At 72.1% G+C, this 23,034-nt stretch carries 22 protein-coding genes; 17 read left to right on the top strand and 5 right to left on the bottom strand.

All coding sequences use genetic code 11. The features are described from left to right. Window positions 1–13: 13 nt before the first annotated feature. Complete coding sequence (locus tag ABZS37_RS15720; protein WP_355169443.1) at window positions 14–736, bottom strand: hypothetical protein; 723 nt, start codon at window positions 734–736, stop codon at window positions 14–16. A gap of 116 nt (window positions 737–852) precedes the next feature. Between ABZS37_RS15720 and ABZS37_RS15715 the strand changes: the two genes are divergently transcribed. After that, window positions 853–1,986, top strand: coding sequence for a glutamate--cysteine ligase (locus tag ABZS37_RS15715; RefSeq protein ID WP_355169441.1), 1,134 nt, complete (start codon window positions 853–855; stop codon window positions 1,984–1,986). A 10-nt stretch (window positions 1,987–1,996) separates the two neighbouring features. On the opposite strand, the gene ABZS37_RS15710 is transcribed toward ABZS37_RS15715, so the two are convergent. Next, on the bottom strand, window positions 1,997–3,781 hold the full coding sequence (locus ABZS37_RS15710) for an N-acetylglutaminylglutamine amidotransferase (RefSeq protein ID WP_355169439.1): 1,785 nt from the start codon (window positions 3,779–3,781) through the stop codon (window positions 1,997–1,999). Between the two features lie 204 nt (window positions 3,782–3,985). Continuing rightward, window positions 3,986–4,417: a MarR family transcriptional regulator gene (locus tag ABZS37_RS15705; protein WP_354994255.1), complete on the bottom strand. Its 432-nt coding sequence runs from the start codon at window positions 4,415–4,417 to the stop codon at window positions 3,986–3,988. A 95-nt stretch (window positions 4,418–4,512) separates the two neighbouring features. On the opposite strand from ABZS37_RS15705, the gene ABZS37_RS15700 reads away from it, so the two are divergent. After that, on the top strand, window positions 4,513–6,291 hold the full coding sequence (locus ABZS37_RS15700; protein WP_355169651.1) for an ABC transporter ATP-binding protein: 1,779 nt from the start codon (window positions 4,513–4,515) through the stop codon (window positions 6,289–6,291). Window positions 6,292–6,322: 31 nt separating this feature from the next. Here the strand turns inward: ABZS37_RS15700 and ABZS37_RS15695 are convergent, their stop codons facing one another. Next, the gene (locus tag ABZS37_RS15695) at window positions 6,323–7,177 is read right to left on the bottom strand and encodes a TetR family transcriptional regulator (protein ID WP_355169437.1); all 855 of its coding nucleotides are present in this window, start codon (window positions 7,175–7,177) and stop codon (window positions 6,323–6,325) included. Between the two features lie 109 nt (window positions 7,178–7,286). Between ABZS37_RS15695 and ABZS37_RS15690 the strand changes: the two genes are divergently transcribed. From ABZS37_RS15690 to ABZS37_RS15660, 7 genes are all read left to right on the top strand, one after another. Continuing rightward, window positions 7,287–8,267: an ABC transporter ATP-binding protein gene (locus tag ABZS37_RS15690; RefSeq protein ID WP_355169435.1), complete on the top strand. Its 981-nt coding sequence runs from the start codon at window positions 7,287–7,289 to the stop codon at window positions 8,265–8,267. After that, a complete protein-coding gene (locus ABZS37_RS15685; protein ID WP_355169433.1) occupies window positions 8,264–9,889 on the top strand; it encodes an anibiotic ABC transporter in 1,626 nt (541 codons plus the stop codon). The genes ABZS37_RS15690 and ABZS37_RS15685 overlap by 4 nt, the downstream gene beginning before the upstream one ends. A 203-nt stretch (window positions 9,890–10,092) precedes the next feature. Further along, complete coding sequence (locus ABZS37_RS15680) at window positions 10,093–10,398, top strand: hypothetical protein (RefSeq protein ID WP_355169431.1); 306 nt, start codon at window positions 10,093–10,095, stop codon at window positions 10,396–10,398. After that, entirely contained in the window at window positions 10,376–11,047 is a 672-nt protein-coding gene (locus ABZS37_RS15675) for a DUF559 domain-containing protein (protein WP_355169429.1), read from the top strand. The genes ABZS37_RS15680 and ABZS37_RS15675 overlap by 23 nt, the downstream gene beginning before the upstream one ends. Before the next feature lie 112 nt (window positions 11,048–11,159). After that, a complete protein-coding gene (locus ABZS37_RS15670) occupies window positions 11,160–11,726 on the top strand; it encodes a hypothetical protein (RefSeq protein ID WP_355169649.1) in 567 nt (188 codons plus the stop codon). Window positions 11,727–11,807: 81 nt separating this feature from the next. Further along, entirely contained in the window at window positions 11,808–12,083 is a 276-nt protein-coding gene (locus tag ABZS37_RS15665; RefSeq protein WP_355169427.1) for a hypothetical protein, read from the top strand. A gap of 141 nt (window positions 12,084–12,224) precedes the next feature. Continuing rightward, a complete protein-coding gene (locus ABZS37_RS15660) occupies window positions 12,225–13,184 on the top strand; it encodes a DUF559 domain-containing protein (RefSeq protein WP_355169425.1) in 960 nt (319 codons plus the stop codon). Window positions 13,185–13,263: 79 nt separating this feature from the next. On the opposite strand, the gene ABZS37_RS15655 is transcribed toward ABZS37_RS15660, so the two are convergent. Beyond that, on the bottom strand, window positions 13,264–14,097 hold the full coding sequence (locus ABZS37_RS15655) for a hypothetical protein (RefSeq protein WP_355169423.1): 834 nt from the start codon (window positions 14,095–14,097) through the stop codon (window positions 13,264–13,266). A gap of 230 nt (window positions 14,098–14,327) precedes the next feature. Between ABZS37_RS15655 and ABZS37_RS15650 the strand changes: the two genes are divergently transcribed. The 8 genes from ABZS37_RS15650 (at window position 14,328) to ABZS37_RS15615 (ending at window position 23,033) form a co-directional block, all read left to right on the top strand. Then, the gene (locus ABZS37_RS15650; RefSeq protein WP_355169421.1) at window positions 14,328–14,777 is read left to right on the top strand and encodes a ribonuclease domain-containing protein; all 450 of its coding nucleotides are present in this window, start codon (window positions 14,328–14,330) and stop codon (window positions 14,775–14,777) included. 67 nt (window positions 14,778–14,844) lie between these two features. Continuing rightward, window positions 14,845–15,192: a barstar family protein gene (locus ABZS37_RS15645; RefSeq protein ID WP_355169419.1), complete on the top strand. Its 348-nt coding sequence runs from the start codon at window positions 14,845–14,847 to the stop codon at window positions 15,190–15,192. A 173-nt stretch (window positions 15,193–15,365) separates the two neighbouring features. Next, the gene (locus ABZS37_RS15640; protein ID WP_355169417.1) at window positions 15,366–16,307 is read left to right on the top strand and encodes a hypothetical protein; all 942 of its coding nucleotides are present in this window, start codon (window positions 15,366–15,368) and stop codon (window positions 16,305–16,307) included. Window positions 16,308–16,410: 103 nt separating this feature from the next. After that, window positions 16,411–17,580 carry a hypothetical protein gene (locus ABZS37_RS15635; RefSeq protein WP_355169415.1) on the top strand — a complete coding sequence of 390 codons (1,170 nt, stop codon included), beginning with the start codon at window positions 16,411–16,413 and terminating at the stop codon, window positions 17,578–17,580. A gap of 17 nt (window positions 17,581–17,597) precedes the next feature. Continuing rightward, the gene (locus ABZS37_RS15630; RefSeq protein WP_355169413.1) at window positions 17,598–18,026 is read left to right on the top strand and encodes a hypothetical protein; all 429 of its coding nucleotides are present in this window, start codon (window positions 17,598–17,600) and stop codon (window positions 18,024–18,026) included. Window positions 18,027–18,076: 50 nt separating this feature from the next. After that, window positions 18,077–18,331 (top strand): hypothetical protein, encoded by a 255-nt coding sequence (locus ABZS37_RS15625; protein ID WP_355169410.1) that lies wholly within the window; start codon window positions 18,077–18,079, stop codon window positions 18,329–18,331. Between the two features lie 2 nt (window positions 18,332–18,333). Beyond that, on the top strand, window positions 18,334–21,555 hold the full coding sequence (locus tag ABZS37_RS15620; protein WP_355169408.1) for a hypothetical protein: 3,222 nt from the start codon (window positions 18,334–18,336) through the stop codon (window positions 21,553–21,555). Beyond that, a complete protein-coding gene (locus ABZS37_RS15615) occupies window positions 21,552–23,033 on the top strand; it encodes a hypothetical protein (protein ID WP_355169406.1) in 1,482 nt (493 codons plus the stop codon). Before ABZS37_RS15620 ends, ABZS37_RS15615 begins: the two co-directional genes overlap by 4 nt. Window position 23,034: the final 1 nt, after the last annotated feature.

Below are 23,034 nucleotides of genomic sequence, written 5' to 3'. Positions count from 1 at the left end.
CCGCCATGGCCGGTTACTGGTCCGCCACCGCCGAGTGACGCGTGGGCTGGCCGGGAAGGGCCGGTGGGTCGGCGAGGATGCCGCGCATCACGTCGTCGACGTTCGGCACCTGGGCAAGCTCGCCGAGCCCTTCGACGTAGCGCAGCAACCGGCGCTGCATCGCCGCCAGCTCGGCGCGGCATTCCGCGTCGTCGGGCCAGGCGGACTCGGACCCGTCGGGATTGGCCTGCTCCCACGCCCGCAGCCGCGGATGCCACCGTCCGAGGAATGGTCGAAGCTCGTTGTTCAACATGGCGATCGCGAGGTGCTCCACGGTCGGGCGACCGGTCGTACGCATGGACGGCGCCGCCTCGCCCAGCACCTCCCTGGTGATCGCGAACAGCTGGTAGAGCGACGTCATCGCCTCCCGCACGAGACCCGTGCCGGTCGCCAGCGGCTGGCCGGACACCCGGGTGACCGCCTCGACGAACAGCCGCCAGGCGGTCTGCTTGTTGTCCCGGGTGACGGCGAACCTCAGCTCGCTGAACTGCGGGACCGAGACGGTCACCTCCGCCAACTGGAAGAACCGTGAATAGGCGGACGCCACCACCGCCGCGACGCCGCCCGCCGTCGTGCCGCAGAGCGCGAAGAGGGCAGGCCCGGTCAGTCGACTGGCCAGGTACACCGCCAACCCGACGGCGCCACCGACCACCAGACCCAGGGCGATGTGGAACCACCGGGAACCGCGCCAGCGCATCAACATTCCTGCATCGTCTCAGAACCGCGCCCGCGTTTGCCGCATGCTTTGCCCGGGAAACCGAGGCGCCCCGGCCACGGGTCCACCCGTGGCCGCAGGAGCCGATGGAGGCGGCCATGGCATACCGTCCGACGACCGTCGACACCGTGCCCGACCTCGACATCCTCACGCTCGGCGTGGAGGAGGAGTTTCTGCTGCTCGACCCGGACAGCGGGCGCAACCTGCCGGTTGCCGACCAGGTGCTGACCGCGCTGCGTGGTCCGGCCCGGCACCAGAGCCGCCAGGAGTTCCGGCACAGCATGGTCGAGATGGTCACCCCGGTCTGCACCGACCTCGCCGAGCTGCGCGCGCACCTGGTGGCGCTGCGCCGCTCCGCCGCCGAGGCCGCCACCGCGGCCGGGGCCCGGCTGGTGGCGGTCGGGGCCACCCCCGTGGCCGAGCCGCACCGGACGGTGCCCGACAGGCCGCGCTACCACGCGATGTCACGCCGGTACGGGCCGGTGGCGCACGACCCGGCGGTGTGCGGCTGTCACGTGCACGTCGGGCTGCCCGACCGGGAACTGGCCGTGCAGGTCTGCAACCACCTGCGCGTGTGGCTGCCGGTGGTGCAGGCGATCACCACCAACTCACCGCTGCACGACGGGCAGGACACGGGCCACGCGAGCTGGCGCTCGATGCAGTTGGAGCGCTGGCCCAGCATCGGCCCGACGCCGTACTTCGACTCCGCGGCCGACTACGACCGGACGGTCGACGAGCTGATCGCCGCCGGCATCATGCTCGACGCGGCGATGGTCTACTGGTACGCCCGGCCGTCGTCGGCCTACCCGACCGTGGAGGTGCGGGTGGGCGACGTCTGCCCCGACGTGGACGACGCGGTGCTGGTCGCCGCGCTGGTCCGGTCACTGGTCGCCACCCTGGCCGACGACGTACGCGACGGGGTGACCGCCCCGCCCACCCGTGACTGCCTGGTCGCCGCGGCGCACTGGCGTGCCGCGCACGACGGCCTCGACGGTGAGCTGATCGACCTGCGCGCCGGTGGCACCCGACCGGCCTGGGCGCTCGTCGACGAGATGATGGCGGTGATCGCCCCGGCTCTGCTGCGCCACGGCGACCTGGGGTACGTGTTGGCACAACTGGCCCGGCTGCGCCGCGACGGCACCGGCGCGACCCGGCAGCGTCGGGTGCTGGAGCGTACCGGTGACCTGCGCGCGGTCATCGACGACCTGGCCGCGCGCACCACCACCGACTGACCGGCGGCTCTCAGCGGATGTCGTGCGTCTGCAGCCACAGCTCCAGGAGCCCGAGCTGCCACAACTTGTTGCTGCCGGCCGCCGCCCCAGCCCGGTCCGGCTCGGCGAGCAGGCGTGCCACGTACTCCGGGCGGAACAGCCCCCGCTCGCGCGCGGCCGGCGCCTGCAACGCCTCGGCGACCAGCTCGCGCACCGGGCCGTCCACGTTGCGCAGCGCCGGTACCGGGAAGTAGCCCTTGGGCCGGTCGATCACCTCGGCGGGCAGCACCTCCCGGGCGACCTCCTTCAGGACACCCTTGCCGTTCTGGGCGACCTTGTGCTCCGGCGGGCAGTGCGCGGCCAGGGTGACCAGGTCCTGGTCGAGGAAGGGAGTGCGCACCTCCAGGCCCCACGCCATGCTCATGCTGTCCACCCGCTTGACCGGGTCGTCGGGAAGCATCAGGTGGGTGTCCAGGCGCAGCACGGCGTCCAGCGCGGTCTGCGCCCCGGGCGCGGCGAGGTGCCCGGCGAGCAGTTCCCGACTGGCGTCGTGGTCCAGGGCGTACGCCGGGCCGACGATGCTGCGCAGCTCGGCGTGGTCGCGGTCGAAGAACGCGGCGGCGAACGTCTCGCCGGCGCCATGCTGGGGCGCCTCGGTCAGTGGCTGGTGGTAGCCGTACCCGGCGAACACCTCGTCGGCGCCCTGCCCGGACTGTGCCACCTTCACGTGCCGGGCCACCTGCTCGGAGAGCAGATGGAAAGCGACCACGTCGTGGCTGCCCATCGGCTCGGTCATCGCGAGCACGGCACGCCGTACGGCGGGCACCAGGTCGTCGTTCGACAGCCGGATCCGGTGGTGGTCGGTGTCGTACGCGCGGGCCACCAGGTCGGAGTAGTGGAACTCGTCGCCGGACTCGCCGTCGCGGCTGTCGAAGCCGATGCTGAACGTCCGCAGGTGCTGTTGGCCGGCCTCGGCGAGCAGCGCCACGATGAGGCTGGAGTCGAGTCCACCGGAGAGCAGCACCCCGACCGGTACGTCGGCGACCAGCCGTCGGCGTACCGCCGCGCGCAGCGCGTCCCCGATGGCGGCCCGCCAGTCGGCGGCGTCCATGCCCGCGTCGGCCGGCTCCCGCACGTAGTCGGGTCGCCAGTACACCTCCTCGCGGCTGCGCCCGTCCGCCTCGATCACCCGCAGGGTGGCCGGCGGCAGCTTGCGTACGCCGCGCAGCACGGTCCGTGGCGCGGGCACGATGGAGTGCCAGGACAAATAGTGGTGCAGCGCCACCGGGTCGATGCCGGTGTCGACGTCACCGGCCTGCAACAGCGCGGGCAGGGTGGAGGCGAACCGGAGCCGCCCGGGTGTCTCGGCGAGGTAGAGCGGTTTGATGCCGAGCCGGTCGCGCGCCAGGATCAGCCGCCGTCGGGCCCGGTCGACGAGGCCGATCGCGAACATGCCGACCAGGTGGTCGACGAAGCGTTCACCCCAGTGCGCGTACGCCACCAGGATCACCTCGGTGTCGCTGGTGGATCCGAAGGCGTACCCGGCGTTCCGCAGCTCCTCGCGCAGCTCGGGGTAGTTGTAGATGCAGCCGTTGAAGACCAGCGCCAGGCCCAGGTCGTCGCGCACCATCGGCTGGCCGCCCGCGTCGGACAGGTCGATGATGGTCAGACGGCGGTGTCCGAGGGTCACCCAGTCATCGGTGAACAGCCCCTCGTCGTCCGGGCCGCGCGAGCGCATCGCCTCGGTCATCCGGATGACCGCCGCCGCGTCGGGCGACTGGCCGTCGAATCGCGCCTCCCCGCTGATCCCGCACATCAGGCGGGGCGGTGGGTCAGGTGGGCGTGGTGGCGGCTCAGGTGGGCGTGGTGGCGGCTCAGGTGGGACACCAGCGGCACGAGCATCCTCCTGTCACCTCGTCTCCGGACGGTGGCGGCTGGCTACCCGCGCGCGAGGTGGGCAAACCCGCTGCCAGGCCCCGTCCTCTACACGAGGCGCCAACAAAGTGCCCTTCCGTGCAGCTCAGGCGCGCAGGGTGCGCAGGATGCGGGCCAGTTCGGCACGGTCGGCGTCGTCCAGGTGGCCGAAGAAGCGGTCGGCCTCGGCCCGGCGGGCGGTCCGGATGGCAGCACTGACGCGGTTGCCCTCCTCAGTGAGCGCGACCAGGGTCGCCCGCCGGTCGGCCGGGTCGGGTCGGCGTTCGACGAGCCCACGGGCCTGGAGGTCGTCGACGACCTCGGTGGCCGAGCGGGGCGCGATGCGCAGGTGCTCGGCGAGCGTGCTGGGGCGTACCTCACCGTGCCGGCCCAGCACACCGAGCGCCCGGGACTGGCTGGGCGTGATATCCCACGGTGCCAACGACTCCCGGGTCTGCTGGCGCAAACGGGACGCGACGCCCCAAAAAGTCTCGGCCAGGCTCTCGTCGTCGGCGCTGCCGGTGGTGTCCGCGGTCACCGGAATACCGTAGCAGTCGATGCTGTTGCTCCCTCATGATGAGGTAACCTCAGCATATGTCAACCGAAGGGTAGTGCTCCTTGGAACCCACCCCCATGGGCCGCGACCGCGGTCACCGTACCCTCAGCGCCGAAGAGAAGGCGCAGGCCAGCCAGGTGTCGCTGCGCCGCATCGGCCGCCTGTTCACCCCCCACCGGCCCGCGTTGGCCGCCGTCACCGCGATCATCGTGATCTCCTCGATCATCGCGATGGCCACCCCGTTCCTGCTGCGCGCCGTGATCGACCGGGCCCTGCCGCAGGGCGACGTGACCCTGCTGGTCTGGCTGGTCCTCGGCATGGTCGCCGTGGCCGCCGTGACCGCCGTCCTCGGCGTCGTCCAGACCTGGATCTCCACCCAGGTCGGCCAGCAGGTCATGCACCGGCTGCGCACCGACGTCTTCAGTCACCTCCAGCGGCAGTCGCTGGGCTTCTTCACCCGGACCCGCACCGGCGAGGTGCAGTCCCGGATCACCAACGACATCGGCGGCATGCAGTCGGTGGTCACCTCCACCGCCACCGCCGTCGCCTCCAACCTCACCACCGTGGTCGCTACCGCGGTCGCCATGGTCGCGCTCTCCTGGCAGCTCTCCCTGGTCTCGCTCGTGGTGCTGCCGCCGGCGATCTGGCTGACCCGCAGGGTCGCCCGGATGCGCCGCGAGATCACCGCCCAACGGCAACGCGAACTCGCCGACCTCAACGTCACCGTCGAGGAGGGGCTCTCGATCAGCGGCGTGCAACTGGCCAAGACCCTCGGCACCGGCCCGGCGCTGATCGACCGGTTCACCGCCTCCTCGGCCCGCCTGGTCGACCTGGAGTTGCGCAGCGAGTTGGCCGGCCGCTGGCGCATGGCCTCGATGAGCATCATCTTCGCCGCCGTACCGGCGGTCATCTACCTCGCCGCTGGCCTGCCCGGCACCGCCGGCACGCTGAGCATCGGCACCCTGGTCGCGTTCACCGCCCTGCAGGGCGGGCTGTTCCGGCCGCTGATGGGGCTGCTCAACGTCGGCGTCTCGCTCACCGCGTCGCTGGCGCTGTTCGCCCGGATCTTCGAATACCTGGACCTGCCGATCGACGTGGCCGACCCCACCGAGCCGGTCCGCATCGACCCCGCCCGGGTACGCGGCCACCTGCGCCTGGAGGACGTCACCTTCGGCTACCCGGGCAGCGACACCGCAGCGCTCGCCGGGATCACCCTCGACGTGCCCGCCGGCACCAGCCTCGCCCTGGTGGGGGAGACCGGCTCCGGCAAGAGCACCCTCGCCGGGCTGGTCAGCCGGCTGCACGACCCGACCGGCGGCCGAGTAACCGTCGACGGTGTCGACCTGCGTGACCTGCGCCTGGCCGACCTGGCCGCGATCGTCGGCGTGGTCAGTCAGGAGACGTACCTGCTGCACACCACCGTCCGGGAAAACCTGCGCTACGCCCGGCCGGACGCCACCGACGCGGAGATCGAGGACGCCGCCCGCGCGGCTCAGATCCACGATTTGATCGCCGGGCTGCCCGACGGGTACGACACCACGGTCGGCTCACGCGGCCACCGGTTCTCCGGCGGCGAGAAGCAGCGGCTGGCGATCGCCCGTACGCTGCTGCGCGACCCGCGCATCCTGGTCCTCGACGAGGCCACCAGCGCGCTGGACACCGAGACCGAACGGGCCGTGCAGCGGGCGTTCGACGTGCTCGCCGAGGGGCGGACCACGATCACCATCGCGCACCGGCTCTCCACGGTCCGCGACGCCGACCAGATCGCGGTGCTCGACCACGGCCGAATCGTCGAGGCCGGCACCCACGACAGCCTGCTGGACCGCAACGGCCGCTACGCCACACTGGCGGCCTGACCGGTAGTTCGCAACCGTCGCTAAACCGTCGCTAAACCGTCTCATTACTGTCGTCCAGGTGGCGGTAGACGGTGGCCCGCGAGACGCCCAACGTGGCGGCGATGGCATCCACCGAGTGGGTGCCCGCCGCGTGCATCCGCCGAGCCGCCTCGACCTGCTCGCGGCCCAGCGCCGCAGGCCGTCCCGGCCGCCGCCGACGGGCAACCGTCCCGACGCCCGAGGTTGCGTCCGGCGGGCTCCCGGAGCCTGAGGCCGTGCCCGCCGGAGCCGTGCCCGCCGGAGCCGTGCCCGCCGGAGCCGTGCCCGTCGTGGCCGTGCCTGTCGGGGCTGCGGCGTTCGAGGTTGGCGTGGCCAGCAGGCGGCGTACGCCGTCGAGCATGTCGGCGCGCAGGACCTCGTCGGGTACGTCGACGAAGAAGACGATCGGATCGCTGCAGCTGGCCACCGCCTGTACCGCCCGGACCCGCTCCCGACGCCCGGCGTCCGGCCCCGCGATGAGGTCGTTGGCCCGCATCGCGATCACCATCAGCCGGTGGTACGTGTCGCCCCGGCCGACCAGCGCGATGTCGTGGAAGAGCATGCCGAGTGGTCGGCGATGGGCGAGCATGACGTCGACCCAGCCCTCCAGTACCGTCCATCGGGCCTTTTCGGTCGGCTGGCCCTGCGCGGCGTCGAGCAGGGCCTCCAGGTCGGCCACCAGTGGCTCGACCAGTGCGGCGAGCAGGTGCTCCTTGGCCGGGAAGTGGTACAGGATCGCGGCCTTGGTCAGTCGCAGCCGCTCGCCGATCTGGCGCAGCGAGGTGCGCTGGTAGCCGTGCTCCGCGAAGAGGTCGAGCGCGGCGCGCAGGATCCGGGTGCGGGTGTCGTCCGCGGGATCGGCGGTCATACCGGCCAGCCTAGCGACGTCCTGACCGGTGGCCCCCATCACCGTTGATTCGACTGACCATCGGTCAGTACAGTGGGGACGGTCGACGCAGCCAACGGCAGGAGGGGCGATGCCCGTCATCTCGATCGGCAACCTGGTCAAGACGTTCGGCGCCATCCGGGCACTCGACGGGCTGGATCTGCGGGTCGAGCAGGGGGAGGTGCACGGCTTCCTCGGGCCCAACGGCTCCGGGAAGTCCACCACCATCCGGATCCTGCTCGGGTTGCTCCGCCGCGACTCGGGCGAGGCCCAGGTGCTCGGCGCCGACCCGTGGCGCGACGCGGTCCGCCTGCACCGCCGGCTGGCGTACGTGCCGGGCGACGTCAGCCTCTGGCCCAACCTCACTGGCGGGGAAGCCATCGACCTGCTCGGTCAGCTGCGCGGCGGGCTCGACCGACGTCGCCGTGACGAGCTGCTGCAACGCTTCGACCTGGACCCGACCCGCCGGTGCCGCACGTACTCCAAGGGCAACCGGCAGAAGGTCGCCATCGTCGCCGCCTTCTCCTCCGACGTGGAGCTGTACGTGCTCGACGAGCCGACCTCCGGCCTCGACCCCCTCATGGAGGCGGTGTTCCAGGACGAAATCCGGCGGATCAAGCAGGCGGGCGCCACCGTGCTGCTCTCCAGCCACGTGCTCGCCGAGGTCGAGGCGCTCTGTGACCGGGTCAGCATCATCCGCGAAGGTCGTACCGTCGAGTCCGGCACCCTCGCCGAGCTGCGCCACCTCACCCGCACGGCGGTGACCGTCGAGACCGCCCGCCCGGCCACCGGCCTGGCCACGCTGCCCGGCGTGCATGACGTGCACGAGGTCGACGGGCGTACCCATCTGGAAGTCGACCCGGCTCACTTCGACGAGCTGCTCGGTCAGCTCATCCGCTTCGGCGTCCGCGCGTTGACCAGCACCCCACCCACCCTGGAGCAGCTCTTCCTGCGCCACTACGCCGACGATCCCGCCGCCGCCAACGGCCACCGGCCGGCCGTTGCCCCTGATGCCGGTGCTTCCCACCCCGGCGCCTCGGATGCCGGTGCTCCGCAGGCCGGTGCCCGGTGAGCGCCCTCACCGGCACGCCCCGGCTGGCCCGGCTCGTGCTGCGCCGCGACCGGATCCGCCTCGCGATCTGGATCCTCGGCACGCCCCTGCTCGGCTACGCCCTCGCCGGCAGCGTCGCCGGCATCTACCCGGACCAGGCGGCCCGCCTGGGCTACGCCACCACCTCAGCGTCCAGCCTGGTCGCCCGCGCCTTCAACGGCCCCATCGCCGGCACCGACCTCGGAGCCGTGGTGGTCGCCGAGACGTACGCGACGCTGGCCGTGATCGTCGCCCTGCTGAGCACCTTCGCGGTGACCCGGCACACCCGGCAGAACGAGGAAACCGGCCGGGCGGAGCTGCTCGGCGCCTCCGTGGTCGGCCGGTACGCGTCGCTCACCGCCGCGCTGCTCGTCGTCGTCACGGCGAACGTGCTGGCCGCTGTGCTGCTCGCGTTCGCGCTGGTCGGTGCCGGCCTGCCGCTCGTCGGCTCCATCGCGGCCGCCGCCGCGATCGGCGGCGTCGGGGTCGCCTTCACGGCAATCGCCGCAGTCACCGCTCAGCTCTCCGTCACCTCCCGGGGCGCCAACGCGCTCGCCGCCGCCGTCGTCGGGCTCTCCTTCGTGCTACGTGCCGCCGGCGACGTGTTCGGCGACTCCAGTGCGGCCGGCACCCGGGTGGACAGCGCCTGGCCATCGTGGATCTCCCCGCTCGGTTGGGGCAATCAGGTGCGGGCCTTCGCCGGTGAACTCTGGTGGGTGCTCGCCCTGCCCGTCGCGCTGCTGCTCGCCGGGGTGGCGCTGGCGTACGCCCTCGCTGAGCGACGCGACCAGGGCGCCGGGTTGGTCGCCCCCCGACGAGGGCCGGCGACCGGTGCGCCTCGGCTGCTCAGCCCCGCCGGGTTGGCCTGGCGGATGCAGCGCGGCACGCTGCTCGGCTGGGCGGTCGGGGTGGCCGTGCTCGGCCTCTCGATGGGCGTCGCCGGTGACGAGTTCAACGCGATGATCGACCAGAATCCGGCCGCCGCCGAGGCGATCACCGCGATGGGCGGTGGAACCGGCTTCGTCGACGCGTACCTGGCCGCGATGCTCGGGCTGTTCGCGCTGACCCTCGGGGCGTACGTGGTGCAGGCCCTCCTGCGGGTACGCGGCGACGAAACCGACGGGGTGCTGGAGGCCGCCCTCGCGGGAGCGGTGAGCCGTACCCGCTGGCTCGGCACCCAGGTGCTCGCCGCAGTGCTCGGCGCGGTCGCCCTGCTGCTGCTCGCCGGCCTGACCACAGGTCTCGGCTACGGCATGGTCACCGGAGACCCGCTCGGCTCAGCTATCGAGCTGGCCTGGGCCGCGCTGCTGCGACTGCCCGCCCTGCTCGTGGTGGCCGGGGTGGTGACCGCGCTCTTCGGGCTGCTGCCCCGCTGGTCGGTGGTGCTCTCCTGGACGGCGCTGCTCATCTTCCTGCTCCTCGGGCAGCTCGGCGCGGTGCTGAAGCTGCCGCAGGCCGCGCTCAACGTCTCGCCGTACACCCATGTGCCGTCCGTGCCCGCGGTCGACCCGGCGGTGCTGCCGCTGGTGGTGCTGGCGGCGGTGGCGGCGGCCCTTCTCGCCGTCGGCCTCGCGGCCTTCCGCCGCCGCGACGTGCCGTCGTGACGTGCCGTCGTGACGTGCTTCCCATGATCGTTGGCAGCTGAGCAGGTCTGCGCTCGGCGTGTCGCCCTGCTCAGCTGCCAACGATCGCTGTGGCTAGCTCAAAGTGCGGGGCGGTGGGGCACCCTCCACAGGTTGGGTGCTGTCCACAGGGGTGAGGTTGGCTCGGTTGCGGGGGACCGGGGTGGGGCTTCACGGTTCGTGGTGTGAATGTGGTGCTTCGGGAGCTGGTGGCGCTCGGCGGGGGACTGGTGACACTCGGGGCGGTCTGGCAGCGGGTGCCGCAGTGGGCGTTGCAGCAGGCTTGCCGCAATGGTGAGCTGGTGCGGGTGCTGCCCGAGGTTTTCGTGGCGGCGTACCTGGTCGACAGTCGACCCGGCGCCCCCGCCTTGAGCCGACTCGATCCTGCCCTGGGCCAGCGCGGGGCTCTGGCCTGGGCCGACGGCTGCGGTGCACTCAGTCACCTCAGCGCGCTCAGCCGTGTGGGGGGTGCGCCCGCAGGCGGCCGGTGACCTGGTGCACCTGAGCGCACCAGCGAGCGCCAGCCTGCGTACCCGACCCGGCCTGGTCGTGCATCGGCGCCGGAACCTCAGCATGGCACCGCCGCACGTCGTTGTCCGGCGGGGACTGACGGTCACCCGGCTTGAGCAGGCCCTCGTCGACTCGTGGCCGACGTTGCCGCCCGCCGAGCGGCGGGCACCGGTGATCCGGGCAGTCAACGACTGGCTGACCACATCCGAGCGGCTGGCGGTGGCTCTGGAGAGTGCGCCGAAGCTGGTCGACCGTGGAGCACTCCGAACGCTGGTGGCCAGGCTCGCCGACGGCTGCCGCAGCCCGCTGGAGATCTGGGGGCACGAGCACGTCTTCACCGGCCCGGGCATGCCGGCGTTCCGCAGGCAGGTGCCCATGCGCCTCGGGCTACGCACCATCTACCTCGACATGTTCGCCGAGCGGGAACGGGTCAACATCGAACTCGACGGGTCCACCACCCACGGTGACCCACGCCAGCGGGAGATCGACCTACGACGTGACGCGCTGCTGGCGACCATCGGGATCCTGGTGGTCCGCTTCGCCCACCGTCGCCTGGTGCACGAGATCGACGCGGTACGCCGGGAAACCCTGGCCATCCTCGCGACCCGCCGGCCGGGCGTGATCGCCTGAGCTGATGGGATGCTGGCTCAGTGAGTGGGCTTCACGAGCAGGACGAGCGGACGAGTTGGTGGAACACCCTTGGCCGGGCTTGACCGGTGCTGGCAGCCTCGGCGGCGTGAGCATGTTTCTGACGCAGCTTCCGGCACTCCTCGGCGTACTGGTCGGCACTCTGGGCACGATCCTCGCCACCTCGCTGGGCGACCGGGCGCGGTGGCGGCGTAGTCAGAGCGTCCGCTGGGACGAGCGGCGGCTCGATGCGTACGTCGACTATGCCCACGCCCTCAAGGAGAGTCACGCGGTGGCGCTGCGGATGACAGCCGACCACCGGCCGGGGTCGTACAGCCATCCGATCGCCAGGGACGACGGCTTGGCCCGATTGGCCGCCTCGGATGCTCGGCGCACCATCGTCTGGGAGAACCTGCTGCTGCTCGGCGACGAGCCGACAGTCATCGCCGCCGCAAGCTGGCGCGACGCGGTATGGCAGGTCGAACGGCTCGCCCGGGGGATCGTCGGGGCTCCACCGGACGTTTCCGCGATGCTGACCCAGGTCAACGAGGCTCGCGACGGCTATTACCGGGCCGCTCGGCGGAGCCTCGGCGTCCGAGGTGGATCGGTCGAGCAGTCCGCGGCGCTGCGCCAGGCGCTGCTCGGCCGGTCCGCCGCGACGTCGGACGTACCCGCTGGCTGAGAGCAGCGGCCTTCGCGGTACGGGTGCAGGTGACCGTTCGGACAGTGGTGTTGAGATCGACTCTCACGCACCCTGTTCGATGTGAAGGCCTTCGTAGGGGTGACGGACGAGAGGTGGTACCGCTTCCTCGCAGAGCGTCCCGAGCTGAATGAGGTCAACTTCTGGCGGCCGTCCGGCGGTGCTTTCCGCGCTCTTACCCCAGGAGAGCCTTTCCTGTTCAAGGCGCACTATCCGCTGAACAGAGTGGTTGGGGGCGGCTTCTTCAGCGGCTTCACGCAGCTTCGAATCTCGGAGGCCTGGGAACTCTTCGGCGAGGCCAACGGCACTGCGGGGCCTTCAACGCGCAGGGAGAGTTGACCCGGACGCGGCACCACGGGTCCTAACGGACGCGTACCACAATCGGGAAGGGCGTGGGCTGCCGTCCACAGGTGCCTTCGCTGTCCACAGCGGCCCCCGCGCGGGCATTGCTCGGGCGGCAGATCGGGGCAGGGTAGGCGCGTGGACCCGAGGCTGTACGCCCTGCTCGTACGCGGCGATGGCCTGGTCACCCGTCGGGACATGATGCGAGTGGCGCCGGCCTGGACGATCCAGAGTGCCTGGCGGGCTGGTCGGCTGGTACGGCTGCTGCCCGGGATCTACGTTGATGCGGCGCTGATCCGTGACACCACCGCCGACCTGCCGATTCTTGCCCGGGTCGAGTCCTCGCTGGCTCGCCGGGCGGCGCTGGCGTACACCGACCGGCGTGCGGCGCTCAGTCGCCTGACCGCGCTCGACGTGTGGGGTCTGCGCCGCCAGCCAACGGGCGAGCCGGTGCATCTCGACCTGCCCAAAGGGTCAGGGTTGCGTGGTCGGCCACATCTCGTGGTGCGTCATCGCTCCGGCTTCGCCGTTGCGCCGCCGCAGGCGGTGACCAGGGGAGGGTTGCCGGTGACCCGGCTCGACCGGACCCTGGTGGACTGTTGGCCGCTGCTGATGCCGGTCGACCGATCGGGCCCGCTCATCCGCGCGGTCAACGACCGGCTGACCACCCCGAGGCGGCTCGTCGCCGCTCTCGCCGAGGTGCCGAGGATGACCGACCGCGCGGCATTGGGCGGTTTGCTGGACAGGCTCACCGTTGGTTGCCGCAGCCCGTTGGAAATCTGGGGCCACGACCACGTTTTCACCGGCCCGGGTATGCCGACCTTCACCCGGCAGGCGCGGGTGCAGGTCGGTGCCCGGACCATCTACCTCGACATGTTCGCCGAGGCCGAACGAGTCGACATCGAGCTGGACGGCGCCACCAACCACGGCGATCCAGCGGAACGCGAGATAGACCTCCGCCGCGACGCCCTGCTCGCCACCGTCGGCATCCTTGTCGTCCGCTTCACCCACCGCCGCCTCATGTCCAACCCCACCCAGGTCCGGCAGGAAACCCTCGCGATCCTCGCCGCCCGTCCCCGTTACCCCATGATCAGTTGATGAAAAGTAGGCAGCGGAGGCCGTCAGAACCTACTTATCATCAATTGATCTTGCGGGGGAGGGGAAGGGGAGGGCGCCGCTAGGGCTCCGCAGGGCTGGGGCGGCTCTGTTGGGGTGGGATTGGGGACGGGGCCGGTGGGTCTGCGGGGTGCTCGGCGTGGCGGCGTAGGAGTTCGCTGATCCAGCGGGCGGCTTCCTTCTGAGTGGCGAGCATGTGCTGGCGAGCGTCCGCCACGTCCTGGTTCTCGGCGTCGGCGTGCTCGCCCAGAATCGCGGCCCACTGCCGGCTCAGCTCCTCGGCGTACCGGGCCTTTCGAAGCTGCTCGTCGAACTGGTACTCCAATTTCAGTAGCCGGTCGACGTGCGGCTGGAACGTCGGCATGATCCGCTCGTCGAGCCGGACGGTGGCGTCGGGTTGGCAGGTGATGACGATGTCGCCCCGCTGGTAGGTCCATGTCGGGTCGTCGGCGAGCACCCGCTGCAACGCCAACTCCAGTTCCGCCGCCCGGTGCGGCGGTAGGTCCCGGGCGGCGTCGGCGGCGAGCCGGGTCAGCCGCTGGATCGCGTTGGGTTGGAAGTACTGCACGTACCAGCTCAACACCTCGGCCCGGAGGCTCACCGGCGACGACCAGGCGAACGTGGCGCGGATGTGGAACGAGTACACGTAGCCGCGGGCGGGAACCACGATCAGCCGGGGCGCGTCGCGCTGTTCGACGAGCGGGCCGGACGGAGACGGCTCGGCGGCCAGCCCGACAGGCGCCTCATCCTGGAGCGACGCGACCAGTCGGTCCCAGGTCCGTGCCCACCACCGCCAACTGCGGACACTCGCGTCCCGGGTGATGGTCAGCCCGCGGATGCCCCGGCGCCTCCACTGGTCCGCAGGCCTTGGCCTCCCATCGGGGGCGTCCGTCATGGCACCCCTCCATCGTCACGGATCCGCGTTCCACGCTAACAACAGGTGACCGATATGTCCGCCGCCACGCCGTACGAGCCCGCGGCACTGCCCCGGCGGGGGGAGCGGTTCACCGAGCATTGTGGAGCTGTTGGCGCGTTGAGGGTTGTTGCGGGCAGCCGCCAACGGTGAGACTGGTCCCGATCCCACGATCATAGGGATCGATGGATCGGATGGTCTGGAGGCAGCCTGTGCCCACCCTCGTGTCCCCGCTGGCCACGCTCGGCGCGATCCGCCGGCGTACCACCACCCTCGCCCTGCTCCTCGCCATGGTCGCCGCCGCGCTGGTCGGCCCGTCCGTGGTGGCCCCCCAACTGACCGACTCCGCCTCGGCGGCGGTCTACAGCTCCTGCACCATCAGCCGCTGCGCGGACGCCCGTGCCGCCCGCTCGGGCTGGTCCGCCAAGAGTTTCCCGACCAGCCGCGGCTGGTATTCCTGGAGCGGCGGCACATCCAACTTCGCCGGCGGCCGGTTCTACAACTACGAGGGTCAACTGCCCACCAACGCCACCTACCACGAGTACGACGTGTACCCGCGCACCCAGGGCGCCGCCCGGGACGCGTACCGGATCGTGGTGAACCGCAGCACCGGGGTCACCTGGTTCTCGCCCAACCACTACACCGACTTCTACCGGCTCTGACCGACCCGGGGCCGGCCGGTCGCCCGGCCGGCCCCGCCGTCGCCCCGGCCAGATCAGGAGGTACGTGATGGTCGATCACGATTGGCTGACCGTGTGCCGGGACGGCTCCCCGCAGGTGCCCGACGCGTCGGTGCTGGCCGGTGCGGCAACCCGGACCCGGCCGGCGCTCTTCGCCGCGTTGGCGGATGCGCTGGCCCTGCCGGCCCACCTGGGGAGCACCTGGGACGCGCTCGCCGACGCGCTTCGGGATCGGCTGGACGCCGGCCCGCTCACTGTGCTGATCAACGACGCCGACCAGCTGCTCGCCGACGAGCCGGCCGGTCAGTACGCCCTGCTGCTCGCCGTGCTCGGTGACCTGGCCACCACCGCCCCGCACCCCCTACGCGTCGTCCTCGACGAAGCCCCTCCGTCCTGACCGTTACCCGGACCCCCGAGCATCGGAGTGCTGTGCGGCTGCTCAGTTTCCGACAGTCGGGGCCGCACACGGGCACGGTGACGGTGGCGGTGACGGTCGGGTGACGGGCCCTTCGCGATCCTCGTGCCGAGCCGGGCATGGTGCACCGGCGCGGGCAGCGGGGAGGCCGTGCGGTGGACTTCGTCGACGGGGTGCTGGTGCGGTTGGCCGATCCGGGCACCCGCGCCGCGCTCTTCGATGACGCGTCGCTGGCCCACCTGGTCGAGGCCGCGTACGACACCGAGGCGATGCCCGTCGCGCCCCCGTACGCGGCGGTGTTCGACGAGCTGACCCTCGGCTTCGCCGCCGCCCCGGTGACCCTGGCCGAGGGGGAGTGGCTGGGCTCGGGCGGCACCACCCGCACCGAGCTGCGCGTACGCCTGCACGGCCTCGGCGGCTCGGCGTTGCGCATCGACGCGTTGTGGCGGGGCAGCCTGGTGGTGCGTACCAGTGTGGCCCGGGACCGGGTCGAGGACCTCGACGTGGCGGTGCCCGCCTTCGACGTGGACCCGCAGATCATCGCCGACCTGGGCGCGCTGCCGGCTGACCCGTCGCAACTGGAGACCGAGCGCAGGGCCCGGCTGGTGGCCCGGCTGCGCTCTGGGCTGCACCAGCCGGCCGCGTTCACCGACGCGCACCTGGACCGGCTGCTCGCGGGCGTGGGAGCCGCGAACGCCGGCGACCTGGTGACGCGAATGCGCGGGCAGGCCGCCGGTGCCACCGTGAAGCTGCGCTACGCGGCCCCACCGGCGGCCCCACCGACCCCGCGTCCGCTGCCGTTCGCCGCCGCCGTGCTGGTCCGCGACCAGGGCTTCTCGCTGGCCGACCTGCTCGTCGAGACCCGCCTGGTGCGGGCCCGCGCCGAGGAGTTGGGGCTGGACGTCCCAGCACCGGACGACGTCCGACGGCGGCACCGGGTGGTCGCCGTCTGGGTGGTCCCCGTCGAGACGTTCGACGACGACGGCTGGCCCGGCGGCGACACCGGCACCGAGCCGCAGAAACGGGCCGCCCGGTTCGCCCGGGCCGGCCAGTGGCTCGCCCGCAGCGGCATCGGGCTCGCCGCCGTGACGACGTGAGACTCCCGGCCGCTGGCAGCCGCAGCGGCCGGGAACCGCGTACTGACCGCAGCGGCTGGAAGCCGCGTACCGACCGCAGCAGCAACTTCGTCCGGGAGGACCCGTGGCACCGACAGCAGCATTCCCGTTCATCGAGGTCCGGATCGTGCCGCCACCGGCGCCGCTGGCCCAGCGCTCACCCGGCGTCATCGCCGTGGTCGGCAAGGCGCCCTCCACGGCCGACGGTGGGTCGGCACCGGCGAACACGCCGGTCCGGATCGAGACCCTCGACGACGCGGTCACCAACTTCGCCCGCCGGCAGGCCGGCAACGTGCTCCGCAACGCCCTCTACAACTCGCTCGAACTGGCGTTCCTGCAGGACCCGCGACCGGCCAAGGTGTACGGGGTCAAGGTGTCCGGCGACGACTACGCCGCCGCGCTCAGCGGCCTGGAGGCCGCCGACGACGTGACCATGGTGTCGCTGGCCAACGAGTCGGGCGTCGGCAACCCCGCCGGTGCGGGCGCGCCGACCGGGTTGCACGCGCTCAAGGCGCACGTGGAGACGATGTCGGCGGCCGGTCAACGGCGGATCGGCTTCGCCATGGTCAACCCGGCCACCGAGAAGGGCCCCAGCTACGTCGCCGACATCACCACCGCCGCGAACCCGCTCAAGAGCAGCACCAGCCGGATGCTGATGATCGCCGCCCGGGGTGCGGACGGCGACGCGGCCACTGCCGCGATGGCCGCCGTGGCCGGCCTGCCCGTGCACCACAGCATCGTCCTGAAGAAGATCCGTGGCGTGGCCATCCCGGTGGCCAAGCAGTACAGCCCGGCCGAGATCAAGGGCCTCTCCGAGGCCAACCTCACGCCGATCATCGACCCCACACTGATCACCGGGGAGAGCCTGCACTTCGCCGACGGTCGGCTCTTCACCACCGACGCGAGCCTGCTGCACGTCGACCTGGTGCGCACCCTCGACCAGATCGAGTTCATGCTGCGCGCCGGCCTGATCGGCCTGGTCGGCGACGCGCGGATCACCAAGCCGGGCATGACCCTGCTGAAGACCCAGGTCGACGGCATCCTCGGCCCCCTCAAGCGGCAGTCGGTCATCGACGACTACCGCATCGAGATCCCGGTGCTGGAGATCCTCAGCATCCCCGAGGTCGCGCGTACCGCCACCGACACCTCGATCGTCACCGCCGCCCGGGCCGACCGCACCGTCGACCTGGTCGTCACCGTCACGTACGGCCCGGCCGTGAGCCGCCTGCTGGTCACGCTCGTGGCCAAGTTCTGACCCGGAGGAACCAGACCATGGAGTGGAAGACCCGCCTCGCGGTGCAGTACACCAAGGGCACCGAGACGGTGCTGATCAGCCCGATCGACTCGTTCAGCCCATCCTTCTCGCTCAACGTCGAGGCGCTGCACTCGTGCGAGGTGACCCACCTGGGTGCCATTCACGCGCCGGTGTCGATGAACTTCACGATGACCGTCAAGGCGATCGGGGACGTCGCCGGCCGGCTCACCAAGCTGGCCCTCGACGGTGAGCTGTTCGACATCGCGCTGCTGGAGCACACCGGCGACGACTGGGCGTTCTCGTCCTTCGTGTTGCAGGACTGCATGATCACCAGTGCGACGCCGACCACCGCCACCATCTCCGGCGCACCGGCGGCCACCTTCAGCGGCTTCAGCCTGGCCGCCACGGTCGACCCGAAGACCGGCGACCAGTCCGTGCTGCCCTGACGCGCCAACGACAGCCCGCCCACGACAGCCCGACGAACCGGAGGTAGCAGATGGCGACCGGTGCTGGCCGTGCCGCCCGGGTCACCCGTACCGGGCTGGCCCTGGTGCACGCGGGTGAGTTGGTGCTGCCGGCGGCCGGCAGCGAGGCGGAGGCCGAGCAGGTGGCCGAGGACGACCGCGCGGTCATCGCGTACCACTTCCCGGTGGAGATCGAGGTCATCGCCGCCGGTGGCGCGGTCGACGCCGACGCGCTCGCCGACCTCGCGCTGGCCCGCCTCGCCGAGCACCTGGACGGGCGGTTCTGACGGTGGCCATCTCGGTGCACGTGCCGGTGCGGATCCGGCTGGACGCCCGGTCGCTGACCGAGCGGCCGGAGGCGGTGACCGAGGCACTCGCCGCAGCCCTGGCCCGCGCCCTGGAACGATCCCGCCGCGAGGTGGTCGCGCCACGCGGCGGCTACCTGGAGGTACGCGCAAAAGCGCCGGAGTTCCGGTGGACCGGCGCGGGCGGTGACCGGGTGTCCCCGGACGATCGGCGGGCCTTCGAGGCCCGGCTGCGCCGGCGCATCGACGAGGTCGTCACCGCGGCGCGGCTGGACCCGGGGCTGCCTCCCGGGGTGGCCGCGCCGTTGAGCCGGCCGGCCGTCGAGTTGTTCGACGCGTCTCGGATGCGCCAGCTGCTGGCCGTCTACCGGGTGCCGTCCTACGACGACGGTGGTGACGCCGCCGAGGTGCCGGTGGACGGCGACGAGCCGCCGCCGGTCACCCACCAGTGGCTGCTGCGACCGGTCACCTACCTGATCAGCCATTTCGCCGAGCTGGCTCGTGAGGCGGTACGCCAACACGGCGGCCTGCCCAGAGGAATCCCGCAAGGTGTCATCGCCCGGGTGATCGACCCCACCGGCCGGCAGGTCTGGCTGGTCATGGTGACCACCACCCCGCTGTCCTACCTGACCTTCGACACCTTCGGCGAGACGGTGTTACGGACCACCCCGCAGCCGCACTTCGAGGTCGAGGCACGGGTGCCCAGCCCGCAGCCCGGCACCGTCGAGCGCCGGCCCGTCACCGACCGGGCCGCCCTGGTCGCCATGGTGGACGACGAGATCGGCGACGACGTCCGGCAGCGCCTACGGACCGCCCAGCCGCGCGGCGAGACGACAAGCGTGGAGGAGTACCGGGCGCAGATCGAGCGGGCCGTGGACGTCGAGGTGACCCGGAGGGTCGACGCGATCCTCGCCTCGGTGGGTGGGGCCATGCCGAGCTGCCTGGTGGTGATCCGGGTCGGCGGGGTCTCCCTGCTGTTGGTGGGCACGGAGGAGACCGACGCCACCCTGCACTGGACCGGCACGGCCAATCTGCTGCCGATCAGCATCGAGCAGCGCCCGGCTACTCCGCCGGACCCGAACGCCCCGCCCGGCGGCGACGTCGGCGACGGTACGGGTACCGGCTCGGGACCCGGCGCCGGCAGCGGATCCGGCAACACAGCCGGCAGCGGACCGGGCGGAACCGGCACCGGTGGCCTCGGCACGGGCACCGGACCGGGTGGTGACGCCGGTGGCACCGGTGGGGACGGCACCGGTGGCGCCCGGCGGGGCGGGTTCGTCTTCGACCCGAGCAGCCCGAGCGCCCCGCCCGGCGCCGAGGGACGGCGGTTTCCCGCCGTCACGAGCGCGCACTCCGAGATGCGTGCCTGCGCGCCGTACAACGGTGAACCGGAACTGGCCACGCTCGGCCCGGACGGCGACGAACTACGCCGGCTGATGGACGACATCGCGTTCCGGCTCCAGATGGGCGAGCCGTGCCGCTATCCGGCGAACTTCTGCCTCCAGGCCGCCGCCATGCTGCGCGGCCGGGCCGCGACGATCAGCCTGCTGGTCGGCGCCGCCGAGCGCGAGGCGTTCACCCGACCCGTGCCGGAGGGCACCGGAGGGCTCGGCCCGCTGGACTTCCGACCGGTGGCCTCGCCCGCCGTGCAGTTCCTGCGCCACCTCGCCGGTGTGGTGCCCCGCCTGGACCACCTCGCCCAACTGGTCATGGGCCGCTACAGCCAGCCCGAGCACTTCGCCCGCATCCAGGGCGGCTGGATCGACTCGTCCGCCTCCTGGAACCTGCACTTCATCCAGGCGCTCAGCGGCGCGATCAAGGGCGCGGTCGGGCAGCTCTTCATGGTCGGCAGCCAGGCCATGCTGGTGCAGTTGCTGCTCAGCTCGCGTACCGGCATCGACGCCCGGATCACCAACTTCGACCAGTACGCGCCGATCTTCGAGCGGCTGATGGTCTCCCAGCTCACCGACTACGCCGAACTCCAGGGGCTGCGCGAGCGGCTGCGCCGCCACGAGGCCGCCCGCTGGACGTCTGAGCACACGTCGATGGGCGGCGGCACCCTCGCCACGCTGAGCGTGGCCAACCCGTCCACCGCCTGGTACGGGGCAGCCCGCGCCATCTCCAGCGCGTTCCTCGCCACCGAGGCGGCCCTGACCAGCCCCGGCGCGGCCGGCGAGATCGTTGAAACCGACGGCACCACGCGGATCCGCGACTCGCACGCGGTGCTCTGGACCCAGGCCGAGATCGAACAGGCGCTGGTCATCCAACGCGGCGAGGCGGAGGGCATCGACCCGCTGGTCAAGCAGATCACCGACCTGCCCGACCTGCTGGCCCGCTTCGCCGGCAACCGGTCGGCGATCCGCGACGAGCTGTGGCGGGTGCTGCAGGACATGCGGCGCAACAACACCGAGATGCTCGGCCGCGCCCGCACCGACGCCCGGTTCGCCTTCAGGTCCAGCCGGATCAGCGAGCACATCCCGTCGGCCACCATCCCCCGTGGACGGTTCGCCCTGCAGGGCATCCACCTGGTCACCCACCAGCAGATCGGCGAGTTCTTCGGAGGCAACCTCTACTACGCCACCGGCGTGGACGACCTGTTCGCCACCGAGCTGGGCCGGGAGGCGTTGTCCTCGTTCGGGATCATGGTCGGGATCATCGCGCTGTCCATTCTCTGCCCACCGCTGGGCTTCGTGGTCGGGGTGGCCGTCGCCGCCGTCGACGTGGCGCACGCCCACCAGCGCGCCCGCCTCTACGCGTCGATGCTCGACCCGGAGCTGGTGCTCACCCGCACCGAGGTCGAGGTCGAGCTGTTCGCCGCGTACCTCGGGTTGGCGTTGTCGCTGATCCCGGAGGTCGGCACCATCGGTGGCGCGGCCGTGCGCGGCGGCCGGGTCGCCCTGCGCTTCGGCGTCCGCGCCGGGCTGCGCGCCGCCCGGGGGTACGTGGTGCGCCGGGTCACCCGGCAGATCATCGAAGCGGCCTCCCGCGACCTGCTCCAGGCGTTCCTCACCGAGATCCTGCTCAACGAGGTGCTGGAACGGGTGGTGCAGAAGCTGATGGAGCCGGTGCTCGCGTACGTGGAGCGCGAGGCGATGCTCAGCGGCGCGGTCGGCGGCCCGGAGGGCGCCCGGTTCATCCTCATGGTGCTCGACTCGCAACCCGGTGGCGCCGCCGCTGGACCGCGTGTTCCGGTGGTGCGGCCGTGACCGGGCCCCGCCGGTTCCGTGCCGGCCGCTTCCTCGACGCCGCCGCCGTGCACGCCGCCGCCGACGCGAACCCCCGGCTGCGCCGGTTCATGCGGACCGTCGCCGCGCACAGCGAGGCCGGCGAGGTGCGGTCCCGGCGGCTGCTGGAGCACCTCATCCGCCGCATCGTCGACGACGTCGGCGACCTGCACCTGGGCAACGCGGTCAACCGGCTGGAACGCATCGCCGTGCTGCGGGACAACATCGCCGCGATCCTCGACCACGTCCTTGAGGGCGGGACCCTGCCGGAGGGGGTGCGGGTGGCCACCCTCGGCGAGTACTTCGACCAGCTCAACACCGAGATGCGCGAGCTGAGCCGGCCCCGCGACGGCATCGTCGGGGACGCGCCGCTGCGGCTGGCCGACGACGCCGCCCAGTACGCCGACTCGCTGCTGCGCGAGTTCGACTCCGCGGGCGGTGGCACCTCCGGTCGGCACGCCGAGCCCGCTGCCGTCGTCAATGACGCGTTCCGGGCCATGCCGGCGGACCGACAGGCCGCGCTGCGCCGTGCCGCCGAGCTGGAACCGCAGGCGCTGTGGCGGGCGGTGGCCGCCGAAACCGAGAGCGGCAAGCGGGCCGCCGTGGCCGACCTGGAAACCCGCCTCGGCGGCCGGCTCACCCCCGACGAGCTGGCCCGGATGCGCACCGCCGTCGACGACCTCGGTCGCGCCCGCTCACGCGGCCTGCAGATGAGTGAGGCCCGGCTCACCGAGGCCCTCGCGCGGATCGGCGACCCCGATCTGCGGGCGGTGGTGGCCGGTGGCGACGTGTGGCTCACCCAGCAGCTCGCCGTGCACAACCCGGAGGCGCTGGCCACCCTCTGGCGACGCTTCCGCGACCGGGGCGGACGCGCCGACGACGGCCCCGGCTTCCGTGCCTACCTGCGCCACGACATGGTCACCTACGGCCGGGGTGTGCTCGGCGAGTACAGCGCGGCGTTCTCGCTGAGCAGCATCGAGCTGTTCCTCAAGGGCCCGGACGCCAACGTCAAGGTCGCCGGCACCGACCTGGTCGGCATCGGCCACGACGGCTGGGTGTGGCTGATCGACGACAAGTCACACCGGGCGACGAGCGTCGGCGGGGTCAGCGCGCTCACCGACAACCTCGTCACCAACCTGCGCCGCGACGCCGCCGACTTCCGTGAGGCCATCACCCGGCTGCAACGCGACGACCCCGGCTTCACCCCCGACCCACGGATCCTCGACGCGATCTCCCGGATGGAGGACGCCGCCGCCGAGATCGACCGGATCAACCGGCGCGGCTCCGCGTCCACCCGGCCGGCGCGCATCAGCCGGGCACTGGAGGAGCGCCGGCTGCGGCTGCGGGTGACCAGCGCCGCCGGCGAGGTCCGCGAGATCACCCAGGCGCTGCGCGACCTCGGCCTGGCCGTCGAACCCACCGGTACGCCGGTGCCGCTGCCACCCACCGGAGGGCGCTGAG

Origin of the sequence: Micromonospora sp. NPDC005413 (genome assembly GCF_040606435.1) — a bacterium.
Classification (GTDB): Bacteria; Actinomycetota; Actinomycetes; order Mycobacteriales; family Micromonosporaceae; genus Micromonospora.
This window is presented reverse-complemented; position numbering and strand designations above follow the sequence as displayed.

Excerpts from the sequence above, each read along its gene's own strand:
- ABZS37_RS15700 (WP_355169651.1), top strand. The coding sequence starts at position 4,513 with ATGGGCCGCGACCGCGGTCACCGTACCCTCAGCGCCGAAGAGAAGGCG.
- ABZS37_RS15710 (WP_355169439.1), bottom strand. The coding sequence starts at position 3,781 with ATGTGCGGGATCAGCGGGGAGGCGCGATTCGACGGCCAGTCGCCCGAC.
- ABZS37_RS15645 (WP_355169419.1), top strand. The coding sequence starts at position 14,845 with ATGGTCGATCACGATTGGCTGACCGTGTGCCGGGACGGCTCCCCGCAG.
- ABZS37_RS15720 (WP_355169443.1), bottom strand. The coding sequence starts at position 736 with ATGCGCTGGCGCGGTTCCCGGTGGTTCCACATCGCCCTGGGTCTGGTG.
- ABZS37_RS15655 (WP_355169423.1), bottom strand. The coding sequence starts at position 14,097 with ATGACGGACGCCCCCGATGGGAGGCCAAGGCCTGCGGACCAGTGGAGG.
- ABZS37_RS15695 (WP_355169437.1), bottom strand. The coding sequence starts at position 7,177 with ATGACCGCCGATCCCGCGGACGACACCCGCACCCGGATCCTGCGCGCC.
- ABZS37_RS15670 (WP_355169649.1), top strand. The coding sequence starts at position 11,160 with ATGTTTCTGACGCAGCTTCCGGCACTCCTCGGCGTACTGGTCGGCACT.
- ABZS37_RS15715 (WP_355169441.1), top strand. The coding sequence starts at position 853 with ATGGCATACCGTCCGACGACCGTCGACACCGTGCCCGACCTCGACATC.
- ABZS37_RS15690 (WP_355169435.1), top strand. The coding sequence starts at position 7,287 with ATGCCCGTCATCTCGATCGGCAACCTGGTCAAGACGTTCGGCGCCATC.
- ABZS37_RS15625 (WP_355169410.1), top strand. The coding sequence starts at position 18,077 with ATGGCGACCGGTGCTGGCCGTGCCGCCCGGGTCACCCGTACCGGGCTG.
- ABZS37_RS15630 (WP_355169413.1), top strand. The coding sequence starts at position 17,598 with ATGGAGTGGAAGACCCGCCTCGCGGTGCAGTACACCAAGGGCACCGAG.